General features: G+C 63.8%; 18 protein-coding genes. 7 read left to right on the forward strand and 11 right to left on the reverse strand.

Annotation, left to right across the window (positions count from 1 at the left end; translation table 11 throughout):
• The first annotated feature begins 26 nt into the window (after window positions 1–26).
• The 3 genes from NS6_RS06270 to NS6_RS06280 all read left to right on the forward strand — a co-directional run bounded on the left by NS6_RS06270 (window position 27) and on the right by NS6_RS06280 (window position 1,767).
• Window positions 27–719: a GbsR/MarR family transcriptional regulator gene (locus tag NS6_RS06270; protein ID WP_068037507.1), complete on the forward strand. Its 693-nt coding sequence runs from the start codon at window positions 27–29 to the stop codon at window positions 717–719.
• A gap of 177 nt (window positions 720–896) precedes the next feature.
• Window positions 897–1,349, forward strand: coding sequence for a Zn-ribbon domain-containing OB-fold protein (locus tag NS6_RS06275; RefSeq protein WP_068037510.1), 453 nt, complete (start codon window positions 897–899; stop codon window positions 1,347–1,349).
• A gap of 37 nt (window positions 1,350–1,386) precedes the next feature.
• Window positions 1,387–1,767, forward strand: a complete 381-nt coding sequence (locus tag NS6_RS06280; RefSeq protein WP_068037512.1) for a hypothetical protein — start codon at window positions 1,387–1,389, stop codon at window positions 1,765–1,767.
• 296 nt (window positions 1,768–2,063) lie between these two features.
• On the opposite strand, the gene NS6_RS06285 is transcribed toward NS6_RS06280, so the two are convergent.
• From NS6_RS06285 to NS6_RS06335, 11 genes are all read right to left on the reverse strand, one after another.
• On the reverse strand, window positions 2,064–3,209 hold the full coding sequence (locus NS6_RS06285; RefSeq protein WP_068037517.1) for a thiolase family protein: 1,146 nt from the start codon (window positions 3,207–3,209) through the stop codon (window positions 2,064–2,066).
• A 75-nt stretch (window positions 3,210–3,284) separates the two neighbouring features.
• On the reverse strand, window positions 3,285–4,226 hold the full coding sequence (locus NS6_RS06290) for a cyclase family protein (protein ID WP_084470651.1): 942 nt from the start codon (window positions 4,224–4,226) through the stop codon (window positions 3,285–3,287).
• Between the two features lie 57 nt (window positions 4,227–4,283).
• A complete protein-coding gene (locus tag NS6_RS06295; RefSeq protein WP_084470652.1) occupies window positions 4,284–5,921 on the reverse strand; it encodes an amidase in 1,638 nt (545 codons plus the stop codon).
• Window positions 5,922–5,934: 13 nt separating this feature from the next.
• On the reverse strand, window positions 5,935–7,119 hold the full coding sequence (locus NS6_RS06300) for an acyl-CoA dehydrogenase family protein (RefSeq protein ID WP_068037524.1): 1,185 nt from the start codon (window positions 7,117–7,119) through the stop codon (window positions 5,935–5,937).
• Window positions 7,120–7,135: 16 nt separating this feature from the next.
• Window positions 7,136–7,462 carry a DUF7508 domain-containing protein gene (locus NS6_RS06305; RefSeq protein WP_068037527.1) on the reverse strand — a complete coding sequence of 109 codons (327 nt, stop codon included), beginning with the start codon at window positions 7,460–7,462 and terminating at the stop codon, window positions 7,136–7,138.
• The gene (locus NS6_RS06310) at window positions 7,459–9,300 is read right to left on the reverse strand and encodes an acyclic terpene utilization AtuA family protein (protein WP_245669144.1); all 1,842 of its coding nucleotides are present in this window, start codon (window positions 9,298–9,300) and stop codon (window positions 7,459–7,461) included. Before NS6_RS06310 ends, NS6_RS06305 begins: the two co-directional genes overlap by 4 nt.
• Before the next feature lie 2 nt (window positions 9,301–9,302).
• On the reverse strand, window positions 9,303–9,752 hold the full coding sequence (locus NS6_RS06315) for a hotdog family protein (RefSeq protein ID WP_068037531.1): 450 nt from the start codon (window positions 9,750–9,752) through the stop codon (window positions 9,303–9,305).
• On the reverse strand, window positions 9,749–10,252 hold the full coding sequence (locus NS6_RS06320) for a MaoC family dehydratase (RefSeq protein ID WP_168443398.1): 504 nt from the start codon (window positions 10,250–10,252) through the stop codon (window positions 9,749–9,751). Before NS6_RS06320 ends, NS6_RS06315 begins: the two co-directional genes overlap by 4 nt.
• Before the next feature lie 7 nt (window positions 10,253–10,259).
• The gene (locus NS6_RS06325) at window positions 10,260–11,456 is read right to left on the reverse strand and encodes a CaiB/BaiF CoA transferase family protein (RefSeq protein ID WP_068037535.1); all 1,197 of its coding nucleotides are present in this window, start codon (window positions 11,454–11,456) and stop codon (window positions 10,260–10,262) included.
• Window positions 11,457–11,634: 178 nt separating this feature from the next.
• Window positions 11,635–12,801 (reverse strand): acyl-CoA dehydrogenase family protein, encoded by a 1,167-nt coding sequence (locus tag NS6_RS06330; RefSeq protein ID WP_068037538.1) that lies wholly within the window; start codon window positions 12,799–12,801, stop codon window positions 11,635–11,637.
• 115 nt (window positions 12,802–12,916) lie between these two features.
• Window positions 12,917–14,104 carry an acetyl-CoA C-acyltransferase gene (locus tag NS6_RS06335; RefSeq protein ID WP_068037541.1) on the reverse strand — a complete coding sequence of 396 codons (1,188 nt, stop codon included), beginning with the start codon at window positions 14,102–14,104 and terminating at the stop codon, window positions 12,917–12,919.
• A gap of 134 nt (window positions 14,105–14,238) precedes the next feature.
• On the opposite strand from NS6_RS06335, the gene NS6_RS06340 reads away from it, so the two are divergent.
• The 4 genes from NS6_RS06340 to NS6_RS06355 all read left to right on the forward strand — a co-directional run bounded on the left by NS6_RS06340 (window position 14,239) and on the right by NS6_RS06355 (window position 17,383).
• Entirely contained in the window at window positions 14,239–15,039 is an 801-nt protein-coding gene (locus NS6_RS06340) for an enoyl-CoA hydratase/isomerase family protein (RefSeq protein ID WP_068037544.1), read from the forward strand.
• Between the two features lie 25 nt (window positions 15,040–15,064).
• The gene (locus tag NS6_RS06345; RefSeq protein WP_068037548.1) at window positions 15,065–15,700 is read left to right on the forward strand and encodes a nitroreductase family protein; all 636 of its coding nucleotides are present in this window, start codon (window positions 15,065–15,067) and stop codon (window positions 15,698–15,700) included.
• Window positions 15,701–15,773: 73 nt separating this feature from the next.
• The gene (locus tag NS6_RS06350; protein ID WP_068037552.1) at window positions 15,774–16,556 is read left to right on the forward strand and encodes an enoyl-CoA hydratase/isomerase family protein; all 783 of its coding nucleotides are present in this window, start codon (window positions 15,774–15,776) and stop codon (window positions 16,554–16,556) included.
• A gap of 11 nt (window positions 16,557–16,567) precedes the next feature.
• Window positions 16,568–17,383, forward strand: coding sequence for an enoyl-CoA hydratase/isomerase family protein (locus NS6_RS06355; protein WP_068037554.1), 816 nt, complete (start codon window positions 16,568–16,570; stop codon window positions 17,381–17,383).
• Window positions 17,384–17,399 lie beyond the last annotated feature (16 nt).

The following is a 17,399-nucleotide window of genomic DNA, read 5'->3' on the forward strand; positions in this document are numbered from 1 at the left end:
ATACCATCCAGAGAGGACCCACCCAGATGCCAGGATCCAGACTGTCGGAACAAGACCGCATCGAGATCGCCGCCGGCCTGCGCGCCGGAATCGGTTATGCCGCCATCGCGCGGCAGCTGGATCGCCCGACATCGACGATCAGCCGGGAGGTGAACCGCAACGGTGGCCCCGGGCGTTACCGCCCCGAACAGGCGCACCGCGCCAGTCGGCAACGGTCCCGCAGGCAGGCGAACCCCGACCGAACACAGCTGCCCGGCGACAACCGCGACGATTGCCCCGCCCTACCCGCTATCGGCCGTCTCACTTCGCTGTTCGTCGATACGGGGATGCCGCACACCGCCTCCGGCGTATTGGCCTTTCTGATGACTGCCGAGGACGGCAGTTCGGTGGCCGCCGAACTCGCCACAACACTGCGCGTGAGTCCAGCAGCCATCTCCGCCGCGGTCGGGTATCTGCAAGCACAGGAACTGATCTCCAAGAAGCGAGATGAACCCCGGCGCCGCGACCGCTACATCATCGACGAAACCGCGTGGGTGCGCGCCACCATTGCGGGTGCCCGGCAGAATGCGGCAATCGCGCGCGCAGCCCGCACCGGCGCAGCCGAGGTCGGCGCCACCACAGCCGCCGGCGAGCGGCTGGCCGGTATGGCCGATTTCCTCGACCACGTCGCCCGCGACATCACCGCCTCGGCCCAGCGATGGGCCACATTGCTGAGATGACCGATCACGCAACCTCGGCTCCAGCGCTGCCAGGGGACGCTTGACGCTCGCATGGCACCCTGCCGGGGCCCCGAACGGAGCAGAAATAGGTATGTCGTGGGCCGTTCGGCCGACGCGTCCCGACGCCGGAACGTACAGGCTGGAGCCATCCCGTCGATATCGACCGCGAAGGCAGCCATGCATCCATTCCGCTTCGAGAGTCCCCGCACCACCTCCGCCGAGTGCGTGGCGGGCGTGTTGATGATCCGGCGCTGCGCGCGCTGCGACCGCCTGTTCGCGCCGCTCACCGTCGACTGCGCGTCGTGCGCGTCGAGCGATCTGGAATGGGTGCCGTCGACCGGTACCGGCTCGATCCTGTCCTGGCGGGTGGTGGAGCGCGGCGTGACCGGCATCGCGACACCGTTGACCATTGCCATTGTCGAACTCGACGAAGGACCGTGGGTCTACACCTCGGTCGAAGGGCGGATCCCGGTGGCCCCGTGCCGCCCGGTGCGGGTACGGTTCCAGCCCTGCCCCCGAGAGGACAGATTCCCCGTGTTCGCGGTGGTCCCGGAAACCGGCGGCCCGATAGTTCCCCGGCGGGCACGCCGCAGCGGCGAGGGAGCGCAGGTCGCACATGCCGTCGACTGACCGGCCGGAACCAGGCCTATCCTGCGGCACCTCCTGGGTGCGTACCGCGTTGCAGCAGTGCCGCGCGCTGGAGATGGGCAGAGCATTGAACGCCGAGGTATTGCCACTGGTGGGCTTCGCCATCCGATGGGCGCCGTTCGGCGGGGCGGGGGCCGAGGAACTGTTCCTGAAATTCGGGATGACCCGGCGGCGGTTCCTAGTCCTGGTGGCCGAGGCGCTGCGGCCACGCAACTCCGACGATCCGCGCACCCGTCAGTTGAAAAATCACCTGCGGGAATCGCTGACTCTGGCCTGGCGAGCCGATCCGGGCGCGCCGACACCCGGCACCCGATCCGGCACAGCGGCAACTCACCGGCCGGTTACGTCGACGCCGTCAGCCCATAGGCGCCCCACCACATCGGCCCGGTTGGGGAGCTGAAGCCACGAAGCCGGATCTCTATCAGAAAGCCGATGAGAAACCGAGTGCACCGGAGAACCAGGCAAGGATTCTGTGACGTTCGGCGATCACTCTGCCATGACGGCGGGATCGGTGGAAATCCTCCTGGCGGAGACCTTTCCGACCCCCCGAGGAGCGCACATCAGTAACGCCTCCCTCTGAACGGCCAGGCCCCGAACACCTTTCGATGTACCCGATACTATTTCGTTCTGGTGTATGAACGAGTGGCGGGCGCACCACCGGCCCGCCCGCTACTCAGTACTTCGAAACACTTCAGGTCAGTCGACCAGCTCGAAAATCGTCGCATTCGCCTGGCCGCCACCCTCACACATCGTCTGAAGGCCGTACCGGATCCCGCGCTCGTTCATATGGTGGATCAGAGTCGTGGCGATGCGCGCCCCGGACCCACCGAGCGGATGCCCCAGGGCGATAGCACCGCCGAGCGGGTTCAGCCTCTCCTCGGGAGCCCGGTACTCGGCCTGCCACGCCATCGGCACCGAAGCGAACGCTTCGTTCACCTCGAATGCACCGATATCAGCGATACTCAGACCAGCCCGCGCGAGCGCTTTCGCTGTGGCCGGAATCGGACCGGTGAGCATGATGTTCGGATCGCTGCCGACCACCACGGCGGTGTGGATCCGCACCAGCGGCGTCCAGCCGTTGCGCTTCGCCACCTCCGATGTGGTGATGAGCAGGGCCGCGGAGCCGTCACTGATCTGGGAGCTGTTCCCGGCGCTGATCACACCACCCTCGAGAAAAGGAGTGCGCAGCCTGGCCAAGCCCTCCGCCGAGCAGTCCGGTCGCACGCCCTCGTCGGAGCGTACAGGCCCATCCGGCGTCTCGATCTCGACGATCTGCGCGTCGAATGATCCCTCGGCCACCGCGGCCGCGGCCCGGTGGTGCGACCGCACCGAATATGCATCGAGCTGGGCACGCGAGAACGACCACTCGCCGGCGATTCGCTCGGCGCCAAGCCCCTGGTTCGGCAGGGCTTCGCCGTATCGCTTCGCGTACAGGGCTCCGATCGGCGATTGGGCACCCATTGCCGACCCCATCGGGACGCGTGACATCGATTCGACGCCACCGGCAACCACAACGTCGTAGTGGCCCGCGATGACACCGGCGGCCGCGAAGTGAATGGCCTGCTGAGACGAGCCGCACTGCCGGTCGACAGTCGTACCCGGGACCGTTTCCGGCCAGCCGGCAGAAAGCACAGCACCGCGCGCGATATCGAAGGTCTGCTCACCGACCTGGCTGACACAACCCCAGATCACGTCGTCGACCACCGCCGGGTCCAGGGACGCGCGCTCCGCGAGGGCGGAGAGTATATTCGCGGACAGGTCCGCAGGGTGAACTGTGGACAATGCCCCTGCTCGTTTCCCGATCGGGGAACGAGCAGCGGCTACGATGACAGCGTCGCGCATGGCATCTCCTTATACAGATGGATGGATTTCTGGTTCGGTTCGGCTTCCGGTCGCCGATTCGTGCAGTCGGCCGGCTCACTGTTTCCGGTACGGGAAGACCCACGGACGCAATGGCGATCCGGTCGCGCCGCGCAGCCGCAAACAGGCCGCGAAGAATCCGAATTCGTAGACTTTCGCCGCCGCAAGGTCTTCCAGATACAGCACCTCGATCAACGGGGCACCCGCTTCGGCGAGCAGATAGGTGTGCACCGGCGTGTAGTTGTCAGGGTCGGTGGTCGGGCCCTGTTCGACGCACATGGTGTCGGAACCGACGATCATCGCGCCCTTCTCCACGAGGTGAACGGCGGCCGGGCGGGTCAGCCCGGGCGGGTTCTCGCCCCATTTCACCGCGTCGGGCCAGTCCCGCATCCGGCCGGTCCGGATCAGTACGACATCACCGAGCTGAATGTCCACCCCCTGGTGGGCAAGGCATTCGTCGACGTCCTCCGCGGTGATCCCGTATCGGTCCGGCAGCATGTCGACCCCGCGCAGGGCCGCGAAGTCGAGCAGTACGCCACGCGCCACAATCGGTGGCATTTTATCGGCACCCGAGACCTGCCAACCCCGGCTCGCCAGATGATCGTGCTCGGTGAAGTTGTTGTAGATCCGGCCGTTGTAGCCGTAGTGGTTGAGTGTGTCGATATGTGTACCGGTGTGGGTGTACATCATCATCGCGTCACCGGAGTAGCTGATGTACTCCGTCATTTCCCGTGACACGGTCGGAAGCCCTTCGACAACGTTGCCGTGCGGCGTGTGTGTCATCCAGATCTGGTAGGACGGATCACCGATCGCCTGCCACGACGGCATTCCTATGAAGTAGTCCACGGATAGATCGAAGAACTGCGCACCATCGATATTGCTGATGACCGCAGCGCGGGATTCGGGACTCATCAAGTTGAGCCGACCGATCTGATCATCGATCCCGTATGGGCTCGTTGCTACCTCGCGACCGGCGCCGGAAGCATTGTTATCAGCCATGTCTCATACTCCTTTGTTGGACACTGCTGGGTCGGGTGTCGCCGTCGTCCGATCGGGTCAGGCGCTGTTGGGGCGTGTCGAGGCCCGGTCACCCGGAGCATCCGGGACAGCCAGGTGGAAATCTGTCAGTCGCTGGTACGCGTCGGCGACTCGCAGCACAGTGATCTCGTCGAAGGGCCGCCCGACGATTTGCATCGAAAGGGGCATGCCGAGGGGGTCGAAGCCGATCGGCACCGCGCAGGACGGCAATCCCGTGAGATTCCACTGCGCCATGAACGAGGCGCTCGACCAGCGGTCCATCATCGTCGGGTCGGTCTCGTGGAGCAGTCGCGCACCGGTAGGCATTGTCGGCAGGACGAGTACGTCGCAGTCGCGCATCGCGTCGGACACTTCTTGCCGGAACATCGCGCCGATCTTCTCGGCCTGGACGAAGTCGGCGGCAGAGAAAAGCGCGCCGCGAGCGAGCAGTCCGCGGGTGTAGACGCCGTAGTCCGCGCAGTGCGATGCCAGAGTATCGCGATGATAGGCCAACGCCTCCCCCAGTAGAACGACTATGCCGGCCGTTCTGGCGGTGTCTGCGTGGGAAACGCTGACCTCCGACACCGATGCGCCGGCCGCGCGTAGCTGCTCTATCGCGGCGAGCGCACCGAGACGTACCGGATCGCCGACATTGCCCTCACTGAAGAAATAGTGTTTCGGCCAGCCGATTCGAAGCCCGCGCACCGAACCATCCATCGCCTCGAGGTACTCGGGGACCGGAGACCGGCTCGATTCCGGGGCGGTCGCGTCGTAACCGGCTATGACCTGTAGTAGCGACGCGCAGTCGCGAGCCGACCGTGCGATCGGACCGACCGTGTCGAGAGACGGGGACAACGGCATCACACCAGTGACCGGAACGCGCCCACGCGTAACTTTCAGACCGGTCACGCCGTTGAGCGCGGCGGGGTGCCTGATCGACCCCGATGTATCGGTTCCGACGGCCCCCAGCGACATTCCCGAGGCGACCGCGATGGCCGCACCCGAACTCGACCCACCTGCGTAACGATCCACCGACCACGCGTTGCGCGGCATCGGGAAGCCTCTGGCGGGATCGTTGGGCCCCAAGGCGAACTCGTTTGTTGTCGTCTTACCGACGATGACCGCTCCCGCGGCTCGCAACCGCGCCACCACCACCGCGTCGCGATCTGTATGCCACTGCGGAAGCCTGATCAGGCTGTTCGCCCGAGTCGGCCCTTCTACCGTAGCGATCATGTCTTTGATGTTGAGTGGGATCCCGTGCAACGGGCCACGGTCGCGGCCGGCGGCAAGCTCGCGATCAGCACGCGCCGCCGCATCGAACGCTGTGCGCCGGAAGATACTCACGTAGGCACCGAGAGTGGAGTCATGGCGATCGATGCGCGCGAAAATATTCTGCACCACCTCTGCGGCCGAACTCGTCCCGTCCCGCAGCGAGGCAGCGACTGCCTCGATTGTCAGCGCTGTCCCCTGCGGAACCGACGTATTCGCCGCGACTGCGGGAAACTGCTTCGGCACCGATGTATCGCGAGGAATACCATCGGACGCGGTCCGATGCAGTTCGTCGACCTGGGCCCGCATGAGGCGATAGTCGTTCGCGATGGACGACAGATCGTCGGGGTCCAGCCTCAGCCCGTGAAGTTCCAACAGCGTCTCTACGCGCTGTTCATCCGATGTCATCGCACACCCGGCATCATCGCTCGAGCAGACCCTTGTAACGGCTGCGCAGCATGTCACGACTGATGATCATCTTCTGGGTCTCGGTCGTGCCCTCACCGATCCGCCGGATCCGCAGCTCTCGATACCAGCGCTCGAATGGAAGGTCTTTCGTTACCCCGTAACCACCGTGGATCTGGAGAGCGCGGTCCACCACTCGCCCGGCGGCCTCGGTAGCGACGATCTTGGCGATCGCCACCTCGGTCCGGAAGGGCAGGCCGCTGTCGGCACGTTGGGCGGCGTCCAGGACGATGAGCGCAGCCGAACGCAGGTCGATCTCGTTATCGACCAGCATCCATTGAATGCCTTCGTGGTCTGCGAGTTTCGCACCGAACACCGAGCGGGTACCGGCGTACTCGACCGCCATGCGATGCGCGGCCTGCGCCACGCCCACACAGCCCGCGGCGTAGGGGATGCGATTCTTGGTGAGCCGCTCGCTGGCCAGTGAAAACCCCTGCCCGACTTCACCGAGCACGTTCTCGGCAGGTACCCGTGCGTCGTCGAACGACAGCTCGGTGGGATAGTGGCCCGAGCGCAGTGTATGGATAACTCGCCGAACCGAGAACCCCGGCGTATCCGCATCGACGATGAAACAGGTGATGCCCTCGCGGCCGGACCCGGGATCTCCGGTACGGGCGAAGACCAGCCCGAAGTCGGCCGTATCGGCGCCGCTGATGAAGACCTTGCTGCCGTTGATGATCCAGTCCGAGCCGGAACGCTTGGCCCGAGTCTGGATCGCCCGCGCGGGATCGCTCCCGCCGGACGGCTCGGTGAGCGCGAAGAACGAACTCTTTTCACCACGCAGGATCGGGTACAGATACTTCTCCCGCTGTGCATCGGTCCCCTCGTACAGCTGGCCCATGTCCGGCTGTCCGAATGCCGCATAGCACGGTGCGTACAAGCCGGCCCGATGCTGTGCCATCTCCATGGCCAGTAGCGTGCGAGTCACTGTATCGGCGCCTACACCGCCGTACTCCTCCGGCACGTCGAGGTTGTACAGACCCATCTGCTTCGTCCTGGCGGTCAGCCGGGCGAGGGTCGTCGCGTCCACTGCAGACTCATCAGGATCGAGCTCCAACTCCAGTGGGAGAATCTCATTGCGGACGAACCGCCGCACATTCTCGATGAGTTCCTGCTGGACATCGGTGATGGCAAACGCCATGGTGGCTCCTTTGATTCTAATTCCGTCGGATATGCCCGGCCGGAGCATCTGTGCCCTGCAAATTCTGCGGAGGCGCACCGAATTCGTTGGTGTGGACCTGCACGAGTTCGCGATAGCGAGAGAGGTACGAATTGGTCCGCTCGTACCGGAACGACAGGCCGGGCTTCTTTCCGATCCATTCTTCGAGCGCACCCCTGAGTCCGAACAGACTGTTGCCGCCCGCGTAGTCGATGGCGACGGTTTCATTCCCGTCGGATACTTCGAATACGCCGACCGATCCCGGAGTTCGTGCCACGTTCTCGGCGGTGAGGGGCGTCCATACCTTGTCCATGAAAATACTCATCGGGCCGGTTCCTCCTTGGGCGCAGCATCGAGGGCGTATCCTTCCGGCAGAAGTGCTCGGGGGATTTCCACGAAACGCGAACGCAGATACTCGCCCAGTCCCTTGGCTTGTGGGTCCGGTCGCGTCGTCGCAGCCACACCGTCGCCGAGGAGGCCGCGCACGACAAAGTTGATCGCACGTAGGCGGGGTAGCTCGTAACGATCGATGTCCAGTCCGGCCGCCTCGGGTAGCAGGTCGTGCAGGCGCTCGCTGTCGAGATAGCTCCGCATCCACGCGTACGCCTCATCCGAGCGCGCCCAGAAACCGATATTGGCGTCGCCACCCTTGTCTCCGGATCGTGCGCCGACGATAAGACCCAGCGGAGCGGTGATCGTCTCATCGGTATCAGTAATCGGCTGCCCGGCAGCAGGACCGGTCTCGCTGGGCTGGTACGACCGTACGGGAGGAAGCGCGACATCGAGCTTCCGGCCGTCCTGGAATACGACCCTCTGATCGAGAACATCGACCGGCACCGATGCCGGCCAGTAGACACCATAGGAACTGGCGACCCGGTCACACTGCTCGAGATACATCCCCGGATAGCTGCCGAGACCGAATTCCGCGACCGCCTTGAAGAAGCGGCGGCCCACCTTGTGTTCGTCCTGGTCTTTGACGGTAATCCGGAGACGCGCCTGCGCTTCGAAGTTGCTGGACGCGTTCTCCTTATCGGTGCGTATCAGGCGGATATCGGTCTCGGCGAACGTCTCCGCCCCACCGACAGCATCGGTGAGACAGCGAACCGCGAAATCGGCTTTGGCCTCGATATCGAGCCCGGTGACCACGAAGGTCGCACTGTTCCGGTACCCACCTTCATAGTTCAGGCAGACCTTCGCCGTATCCGGCGCGGGGCGCCCACGCACCCCGCTCACCCTCACCCGGTCCGGGCCGTCGTCCGACAGCGTGATGCTGTCGAACCGGGCGACGACATCGGGGTTGAGATAATCCGGCGTCTGGATCTCGTAGACGATCTGCGCGGTGACCGTATCCACCGTCACCGCGCCTCCGGTGCCGGGGTGCTTGGTGACTACACACGACCCGTCCGCCGCTACCTCCACCAGTGGATAGCCCAGGTGCGCCGTTGTCGGCAATTCGGTGAAAAAGGCGTAGTTGCCGCCGGTCGCTTGTGGCCCGCATTCGATGATGTGGCCCGCTACCACCGCGCCGGCGAGCCGGTCCCAATCGTCGCGCTGCCAGTCGAAGGCCCAGGCTGCCGGGCCGACGACCAGTGAGGCATCGGTCACTCGGGGACACACCACGATATCGGCATCCGCGCGAAGGGCTTCGGTGATCCCCCAGGCCCCCAGATACGCGTTCGCGGTCACGGGTTCTACACCTGCGTCGGCAAGGCTCTCACCCGTGCCGAGATGGTCGAAGGGGTGGCCGCGCTTTTGCAGATCCGGGATTCGGTCGAGAAGGTCATCGCCTTCGATATGGGCGATACTCGGGTTCAGGCCGAGTTTCTCTGCCACCCGTCCGAGTTCGGCGGCCAGCCCACCAGGGTTGAGCCCGCCGGCGTTGGTGACGACTTTGATATTTCGGTCGAGGCAGGTACCGAGTATCTGTTCCATCTGCGCGAGGAATGTCGTCGCATAACCGCCGGAAGCATTGCGCTGCCGAGTCTTCCACAGAATCAGCATCGTCAGTTCGGCGAGGTAGTCACCGGTCAGGACATCGAGGGGGCCGTCCTCGACCATCTCGCGAGCGGCAGAGAACCGGTCGCCATAGTATCCCGAACAGTTTCCGATGCGCAGGATATCGCGGGTGGCCGCCATTTTCACCTTCTCAGTAGAATCGCCCATGATCACAGGGGCAGCGAAACGGTGGCTGCCCCGATGGCGCACACCACATGATCTGATTCCCGGGTCTCGTTCAGGTCGATATGAACGACCCCGTGGTCGCCGTCGGCACGCTCGATATCGGTAACCACTCCAGTGCACACGAGAACGTCGTCCGGCACCGCGAAGCGCCGGACGGTAACACCCAGCTTCGTCAGGCGACCCCGAGAACCTATCCAGTCCGTACACAGCTGCGCCAGAAATGCGCCGTGCAGATGTGACTGCACGAGTACATCCGGATAACCTTCGACTTCCGCGTAGTCACTGTCGAAGTGGATTCGGTGGGTATTCCATGTCACCGCGCTGTACCGGAACAGCTGAAGACGAGTGGGGACATGCCGCTTTTCCGGCAGCCGGTCGCCGACACGCACCGTGCCGAACCGAAGCTCACTGTTGGCCGCGATCGGGCTGTTCATCGGAGAATAACCTTCCGTGTCGAGGTCAACAGCGTTTTTCCGCTGTCGTCGACGAACTCGTGCCGGTAGCTGACGACGATGAAGTGCCCGTTGCGGCCCGGCCGCAATTCGGCGTCGATCATCGTGGATCGCTCCACCAGCGTCGTGCCTGCCGTGATGGGTGAATGGAACTCCATGTCCTCTCCACCACCCATCACCCGGACTCCGGTGGTCGGCAGGCCGACCAGTTGCACGGCCTTGGGAACACCATCCGCTCGCAGGTCCTCCTCGGCGGCGCCTTCGTCCCAGCAGCTCACCGCCGTCACCAGATTGGGCGGCGCCACCACGTCCGCGTAGCCTCGGTCCCTGGCATAGCCGGCGTCGTAATACAGTGGATTCGTCTCGCCCACTGCCCGCGCATACCGCCGGATCATCAGGCCGGTGATCAGCCCGAGCGAGTGAGTGATTCGGGAACCGATACCGCTGCGGATCGTTTCCAGTAGCGCCTCGTCGACAGCCATACCTCTCCTAAACAACATTGTCGTGACGGAGCCGCTCCAGCTCGGCGGCAGCGATACCGAGTTGTTCCCGCAGGACCTCGTCGGTGTGGGCACCGAGAGCCGGTGCCGCGGTAGCCGGCACTGGCGGTGATGCGGGCAGGCGCAGGGGATTACCGAGCGCGTACGTCGTACGGCCGGTCGGATCGAGAACCGGCCGGATCATGCCGTCGGCGCCGACCAGCGGTCCCGTCATGACATCGGACAAACTGAGAACAGGCGAACAGGGCACACCGACGTCCTGCAAACGCCGGACGAGCTCCTGCCTGGTGACCTCGGCGGTCCAGGCCGCGACGATCTCGTCGAGCTTGTCCATCTGGGCAACTCGCGCCGGCGGTGATCCGAACGCCGGGTCCTCGGCGAGCTCTCCGCGGCCCATGAGCCGGCACAGCGACTGCCAGTGCCCATCGTTCATGCACAAGATCGCCACCCAGCCGTCGGCCGCCGGGTACACGTTGTACGGGCATACCGCCAATCCGCTGTGTTTGTTACCGGTACGTTCCGGCAGAGCTCCCCCGCTGTCGAGGTAGCCGGCGATACTCGAGGTCAACGACGGGACCACAGCGTCCTGCATCGCAACTTCCACGTGCTGCCCATTACCTGTCACCGTGCGCTGGTAAAGCGCCGTGGTGATCGCGGCCAGCAGATGGGTTCCACCGAAGAAGTCCGCGACCGCGGGCCCCGCTTTGGTCGGCGGCTGATCCGGCTGACCGGTGGTTGCCATGACCCCGGTGACCGCCTGGATTGTCAGATCCATCGCACGTTGCTCGGACTGTGGTGTACCGGCACCGTACCCACGCCCCGTCGCGAGGATGATGCCCGCGTTGGCTCGGGCCAGCACGTCATAGCCGAGGGACAGTCGCTGCAGTGTCCCGGGACTGAAGTTCTCGACGACGACATCGGCACGCTCGACCAGACTCAGGAACAATTCTCGCCCACGCGGGTGCTTGAGATTGAGTCGCACGCTCTTCTTCCCGCCGTTGAGCAGGTCGAAGGCTGCCGTCTGCTGCTCGCCGACAACGCGCCAGCGCACAGGTTCGCCACCGAACGGTTCGATCTTGATGATCTCGGCACCGAGCTGGCCCAGCAGCATGGTGCAGTAGGGACCGTTGTAGACCTGGCTGAGATCCAGGACAACAATGCCGTCGAGAGCCCGCTGTGTTGTCACCGAAGATCCTCCCTTGGGGACAGCGCAATGAAAGAAAACTCATCGCGGTTATGCATTCTTCGACCGAAGAAGGGCTGTGTCGACCGACGACGCGAAGGCGGCGAGGCTCGGGTACAGCTACCCGGAATGTGCTACCGGAAGACTTCTTCAAAAACATACTACTCCGTAGGAGGTTTCGTCAATACCGTCCGGTCGCTTTCAACGACCGAGCGATCAGCTCCTTCTGGATCTCGTTCGTACCACCGTAAATACGCTGCGCTCGGGCATCGGCGTAGAGGCGGGCGATCGTGTACTCGGTCATATAGCCGTATCCACCGTGCAGTTGAAGACAACGATCCACGACCTGACACTGAATATCGGTCAGCCACCACTTGCACATAGACGACGTCGCGAGATCCAGGCCCGCCGAGAGGTGGACTCGTATGCACTCGTTGAGGAACACACGAGCGACCTTCGCCAGGGTCGCGCACTCGGCCAGCTCGAAGCGAACGTGCTGCTTGTCCAGGAGCGGACCGCCGAAGGCATTCCGCTCGGCAACGTAATCGGTGGTCACGGCAACTGCCAGCTCGATCGCGTTCACCGCGGTGATCCCGATCATCAGGCGCTCCTGCGGGAGCTTGCCCATCATGATCGCGAACCCCTGCCCTTCCTGACCGAGCAGGTTGCTCGCGGGAACAAGGACATCGTCGAAGTGGAGTTCGGTGGTATCCGCGCCATGCTGCCCGAGCTTGCTCAGCGGCCTGCCACGAGTGAAGCCGGCCGCATCCTTCGCCTCGACGACAACGAGGGAAATACCCCTGGAACCCTTCGACGGATCCGTGGAACATGCGACAAGGACCAGATCGGCGCTGCCGCCGTTGGTGATGAACGTCTTGCTCCCGCTGATACGCCAACCTTCGTCCGTTCGAACAGCCCTGGTGCGCAGCGCCTTGAGATCCGAGCCCCCCGAAGGCTCGGTCATCGCCAGCGCACCGAGCATCTCACCGGTGGCCATTTTCGGAAGCCAGCGGCGACACTGCTCGCCGGTGCCATAGTCCGAAATATAATCGGCCACTACGCCGCTGTGAATCGTATTCCCCCACGAACGGTCACCCAGGCGAGCATATGCTTCCTGAATCGTCGCCTGGTGCAGGAATGATCCGCCGCCGCCCCCGTACTCGACGGGCGCATTCACACACAGAAGCCCGAGTTCGCCGCACTTGCGCCAGAAGGATCGGTCGACATGCTGCTGGGCTTCCCATTTCTCTCGGCCGGCAGGAACCTCACGGCCGAAGAACTCGGTGGCCATCGCGAACAGATCCGCCGCTTCGCCTGTCATCCACGGCTGCGCTGATATATCGGTCATAGTTCTCAGTTCCATTCAAGAAATCGAAGCATAAACAGATCGAGCGACGATTCGTCGATATCCGGCGAATTCATGTACCGTTCGTGCTTCCGAACTCACAGAGTAATCCGAATAATTACGACAAGCGTTCGATAATCGTTCCAGTTCCCAGTCCGCCGCCGCAGCACATCGTGGTCAATCCGAAGCGACCACCCACTCGCTCCAGTTCATAGAGCGCCTTGGTGATCAAAATCGTGCCGGTGGCCCCGACCGGGTGCCCGAGGGCTATTGCACCACCATTGACGTTCACCCGGTCCATATCGGCTCCATACTCGTATGCCCATGCGCACACAACCGAAGCGAATGCTTCGTTGATCTCGACCACGTCGATATCGGACAGCCCGAGACCGGCGCGGGCCAGAATCTTCTCGGTTGCCGGGATCGGCCCCGTGAGCATCAGAACCGGATCCGTCCCGACCAGGACCGACCCGACGACTCGCGCGCGCGGCCGCAATCCCAAACGGTCCGCCTTTTCGCTGCTCATCAACAGGACTGCACTCGCACCGTCGGAGACCTGCGAGGAGTTGCCGGCCGTATGGCGGCCCGCAGGCACCCGACCGGGCTGCACCGTTCGGAGCTGCGCGAGGCCTTCAGTGGTTGTCGGCCGCATTCCCTCGTCTCGGGTGATCTTCTTCGTGCCGACGGCCCGGCCGTGATCATCGACGACCGGAGCCTCGATGGCAATGATCTGTGAGCCGAACCGGTTCTGCTCCCATGCGAGCGCCGCCCGATTCTGCGAAGTCTCGGCGTACCGGTCGAGTAAGGAGCGGTCCAGATTCCAGTGCTCGGCGATGCGATCCGCGCCCTCGAACTGAATCGTGGGCTCGTGCACCGTGGCGTACCGGCCGTCACGCGGATTGCCGTATCGCCCTTCCCGGGGAACGTTGCTACCCAACGGAATCCGGCTCATCACCTCCACGCCACAGGCAATCACGATATCGGCTTCCCCGCTCGCGATCTGAGCCTGCGCCATCCGCAATGCTTCCTGCGATGAACCACACTGTGCATTGATCGTCGCCGCCGGAACCTCCAATGGAAGCCCGGCGCTCAGCCACGCGTTTCGGGTGACGTTCGCGGCCTGCATTCCGAGCTGCAGGACGCACCCACCCACTACGTGGTCGACTTCGGCACCGGTGAGATCGTTTCGCTCGAGCAGTCCGGCGAGTACATCGCCGAGCAGTTCGTTCGAATGCATGTGAGCCAGACCGCCTTTCCGCTTTCCGATAGGCGATCGAACAGCATCGACGATGACAACCTGTGACATGCGCGTCCATTTCTCTATTGCCGTGCTCCAGCTTGCCCAGTGTGACATACTACCGAGTAGGTTGTCTACGATCCTGTGGGCCGTTACCCGGTACCACCAGCGACCAGCATTCGAAATCCGAGGAGACACAAGCAATGGACTACACAAGTTTGGCGCCGGTCCTACAGATAGAAGCCGAGGGGCCGCTCCGCATCCTGACGATGAACCGCCCAGCGGAGCTGAACTCCTTCGACGACGCCATGCACACCGCGATGCGGCGAGTCTGGGACCTGTTGATCGACGACGAAGAGGCACGTGCCGTGGTCCTCACCGGCGCGGGCCGCACCTTCAGCGCCGGCGGTCACGTACCCAACTTCATCCGCAACTACAACGACCCCACCGCGCGACGGCGAGATATCCGCGAAGGCGAACGGCTGGCTCGGGCGATGCTGTCCTGCGAACTACCCGTCGTCGCCGCGGTCAACGGCCCCGCTGTCGGGCTCGGCTGCAGCCTCGCGTCCATGTCGGACTTCGTCGTCATGTCCGAGGACTCCTTCCTGAGCGACCCGCACGTTGCCATCGGCCTCGTCGCCGGCGACGGCGGCGCCGTTACCTGGCCATGGCTCACCAGCATGCTCACCGCCAAGGAATACATCCTTCTCGGCGACCGGATCCCTGCCGCCGACGCCCACCGACTGGGCCTGTGCAACAGGGTCGTCCCCACCACCGACGTTCTCGACACCGCCAAAGCCATAGCGCACCGCTTCGCCGAACTCCCTGCCCAAGCTGTCCGCGATACGAAACGCGCCCTCAACATGCACCTACTCGACTCCGCCAACTCGGTCCTCAACTTCGCCCTGGCCGCCGAGCACGAATCCTTCGGTACCGACGACATCAAAACCCGTGTCGCCGAATTCCTTGCGAAAGCCGAGAAGACCGCCGAAAAACCCGCATAGCCGCGATACTTCACACGGAGGTCCGATGGATACCGCGATCACCGATCACCTACTGTCCACAACCCGCGCGGTACGGCGTCGGCTCGATCTCGACCGGCCGGTCGCGCGCGAGATCATCCTCGAGTGCCTGCGCCTGGCGCTACAGGCACCCACCGGCAGTAACAAACAGAGCTGGCGCTGGCTGGTGCTCGATGACCCTGCCGTCCGCGCACAGGTTGCCGACCTGTACGCCCGCAACACCGGTCCGGTTCTCGACCAGCGATATGCACTGTCGCCCGACGCACAAACCACACGCGTATACGACAGCGCCCGATATCTCGTCGAGGTGCTGGCACGAGTGCCCGTACTTGTCGTACCTTGCGTACAGGGGCGGCTCGATGAACCCGGCTCGACATATCCCGCAGCGTTCTACGGCTCGATCTTCCCGGCGATCTGGAGCTTCCAGCTCGCGCTCCGGTCGCGCGGCCTGGGCTCTGTGCTCACCACACCGTTCCACGGCGAATACGAACAGCAGTACACCGAAATCCTGCATCTCCCGCACGATATGACACCGATCGCGATGGTGCCGGTCGCATATACCGTCGGGGACGAATTCAAACCCGCCGAACGCACCCCGATCGAATCCATCGCGCGATGGAATCGCTGGTCGGAACCGAGCTGAGTCCTGTAGCGACGCTACAGCCCGCGAAAGCCCTCGTCACCCCGGGCATCAACATCTGATAAGGAAACGAAGAATGGCGGATCTCGAATACTCCATCGCCGATGGAATCGGCACGATTCTCCTCAACCGGCCCGACGTCAAGAACGCCTTCACATTCGAGATGGTCGATAGGTGGGCCGAGGCGCTGCAATCGGCACGCGCCGACCCGAACGTCCGCGTCGTTGTCGTCACAGGAGCGGGCGACGCTTTCTGCTCCGGGATCGATCTGGACGAATACAACGCCAGGATCAAAGAGCCCTACGACCTCAAATCGCTGCTCAACGATCGTATCCACCGGGTGGCCTACGCACTCGAGGATATGGACAAGCCGGTGATCGCGGCAGTGAACGGCACCGCCGTCGGCGCCGGCATGGATATGGCATTGATGTGCGATATGCGGTTCGTCGCCGGGTCGGCCCGAATGTCACAGGGGTACATTCGGGTCGGATTGGTCCCGGGCGACGGGGGCTGCTACTTCCTTCCCCGCCTTGTCGGAATGGCCCGTGCCCTCGAACTGATGTGGACCGGCGATTTCATCGACGCCGACACCGCTGCCCGCATCGGCATCGCCGATCACGTCTACCCGGACGAGCACTTCGAGAACGCTTGGCGGAGCTTCGCGCAGCGGCTTGCCGCGCAACCTCCGATCAACATTCGGATGATCAAACGTGCCGCCTACCAGTCGGCACGCAGCGATCTACGCACCGCCCTGGACCTGATCTCTTCACATATGGGTGTCGTTCGCAGCACTCAGGACTCGGCCGAGGCAATGTCGGCGTTCCGTGATCGGCGTCCGCCGGTCTTCCAAGGGCGCTGAAAGGAACAGAAATGACAGCAGACCCGACTGCGGTCGCCGACCCGAGCAGCGCCGTACTCGTAACTCACGACGGCCCGACCGCGACATTGACTCTCAACCGTCCCGACCGCAGAAACGCTTTGGACCAACAAGGCTGGACCACACTGCACGATATGCTCGAATCCCTCGCCGGCGACGACAGCATTCGAGTGGTGACCATCACCGGCGCCGGTGGAAACTTCTGCGCCGGCGCAGACCTCGGAAAGCGTTCCCGCGAAGAGCATCCCAACGTACGAATGCGCCGGATCAACAAGGTTGCCATTGCCCTGCACGAATTTCCGAAGCCGGTTATCGCCAAGGTCGAAGGTGTTGCCGTCGGTGCGGGCATGAACCTCGCACTGGCCTGCGATTTCGTCGTCGCCGCACAGTCGGCTCGGTTCTCGCAGATATTCGTCCGCCGCGGTCTCTCCCCCGATTTCGGCGGATCGTGGATCCTGCCGCGACTCATCGGAATGCAACAAGCCAAACGCTTGGCGATGCTCGCCGAGATGATCAGCGCCGAACAGGCGCTGGAACTCGGCCTGGTGACATGGGTCGAACCCGGTGATGAACTCGCAGAGTTCACCACCGGCCTCGCCGGCCGCCTGGCCGAACTGCCGCCGATCGCGCTGGCCCAGACGAAAGCCCTGTTACACCGAGGCGTCGACCTGACCCTGCACGAAGCTCTGGAGAACGAAGCGCGTGCACAAGCAATAAATCTGGCCACTGAGGATGTTCCCGCCGCCTATCGCGCTTTCCTCGACAAAACCGCCGCTCCGGTCTTCACCGGCCGGTGGGCGGTGCGCTGACCAGGAAGGAGTAGCT

Source organism: Nocardia speluncae NBRC 108251, from assembly GCF_001613245.1.
Taxonomy (GTDB): Bacteria; Actinomycetota; Actinomycetes; order Mycobacteriales; family Mycobacteriaceae; genus Nocardia; species Nocardia speluncae.

What these genes read in the sequence shown, in the direction of transcription:
- NS6_RS06270 (WP_068037507.1), top strand. Translation starts at nt 27, where the DNA reads ATGCCAGGATCCAGACTGTCGGAACAAGACCGCATCGAGATCGCCGCC.
- NS6_RS06320 (WP_168443398.1), bottom strand. Translation starts at nt 10,252, where the DNA reads ATGGCTGTCGACGAGGCGCTACTGGAAACGATCCGCAGCGGTATCGGT.
- NS6_RS06335 (WP_068037541.1), bottom strand. Translation starts at nt 14,104, where the DNA reads ATGTCACAGGTTGTCATCGTCGATGCTGTTCGATCGCCTATCGGAAAG.
- NS6_RS06300 (WP_068037524.1), bottom strand. Translation starts at nt 7,119, where the DNA reads ATGGCGTTTGCCATCACCGATGTCCAGCAGGAACTCATCGAGAATGTG.
- NS6_RS06345 (WP_068037548.1), top strand. Translation starts at nt 15,065, where the DNA reads ATGGATACCGCGATCACCGATCACCTACTGTCCACAACCCGCGCGGTA.
- NS6_RS06275 (WP_068037510.1), top strand. Translation starts at nt 897, where the DNA reads ATGCATCCATTCCGCTTCGAGAGTCCCCGCACCACCTCCGCCGAGTGC.
- NS6_RS06285 (WP_068037517.1), bottom strand. Translation starts at nt 3,209, where the DNA reads ATGCGCGACGCTGTCATCGTAGCCGCTGCTCGTTCCCCGATCGGGAAA.
- NS6_RS06305 (WP_068037527.1), bottom strand. Translation starts at nt 7,462, where the DNA reads ATGAGTATTTTCATGGACAAGGTATGGACGCCCCTCACCGCCGAGAAC.
- NS6_RS06315 (WP_068037531.1), bottom strand. Translation starts at nt 9,752, where the DNA reads ATGAACAGCCCGATCGCGGCCAACAGTGAGCTTCGGTTCGGCACGGTG.
- NS6_RS06290 (WP_084470651.1), bottom strand. Translation starts at nt 4,226, where the DNA reads ATGGCTGATAACAATGCTTCCGGCGCCGGTCGCGAGGTAGCAACGAGC.
- NS6_RS06350 (WP_068037552.1), top strand. Translation starts at nt 15,774, where the DNA reads ATGGCGGATCTCGAATACTCCATCGCCGATGGAATCGGCACGATTCTC.
- NS6_RS06330 (WP_068037538.1), bottom strand. Translation starts at nt 12,801, where the DNA reads ATGACCGATATATCAGCGCAGCCGTGGATGACAGGCGAAGCGGCGGAT.
- NS6_RS06295 (WP_084470652.1), bottom strand. Translation starts at nt 5,921, where the DNA reads ATGACATCGGATGAACAGCGCGTAGAGACGCTGTTGGAACTTCACGGG.
- NS6_RS06310 (WP_245669144.1), bottom strand. Translation starts at nt 9,300, where the DNA reads ATGGGCGATTCTACTGAGAAGGTGAAAATGGCGGCCACCCGCGATATC.
- NS6_RS06355 (WP_068037554.1), top strand. Translation starts at nt 16,568, where the DNA reads ATGACAGCAGACCCGACTGCGGTCGCCGACCCGAGCAGCGCCGTACTC.
- NS6_RS06340 (WP_068037544.1), top strand. Translation starts at nt 14,239, where the DNA reads ATGGACTACACAAGTTTGGCGCCGGTCCTACAGATAGAAGCCGAGGGG.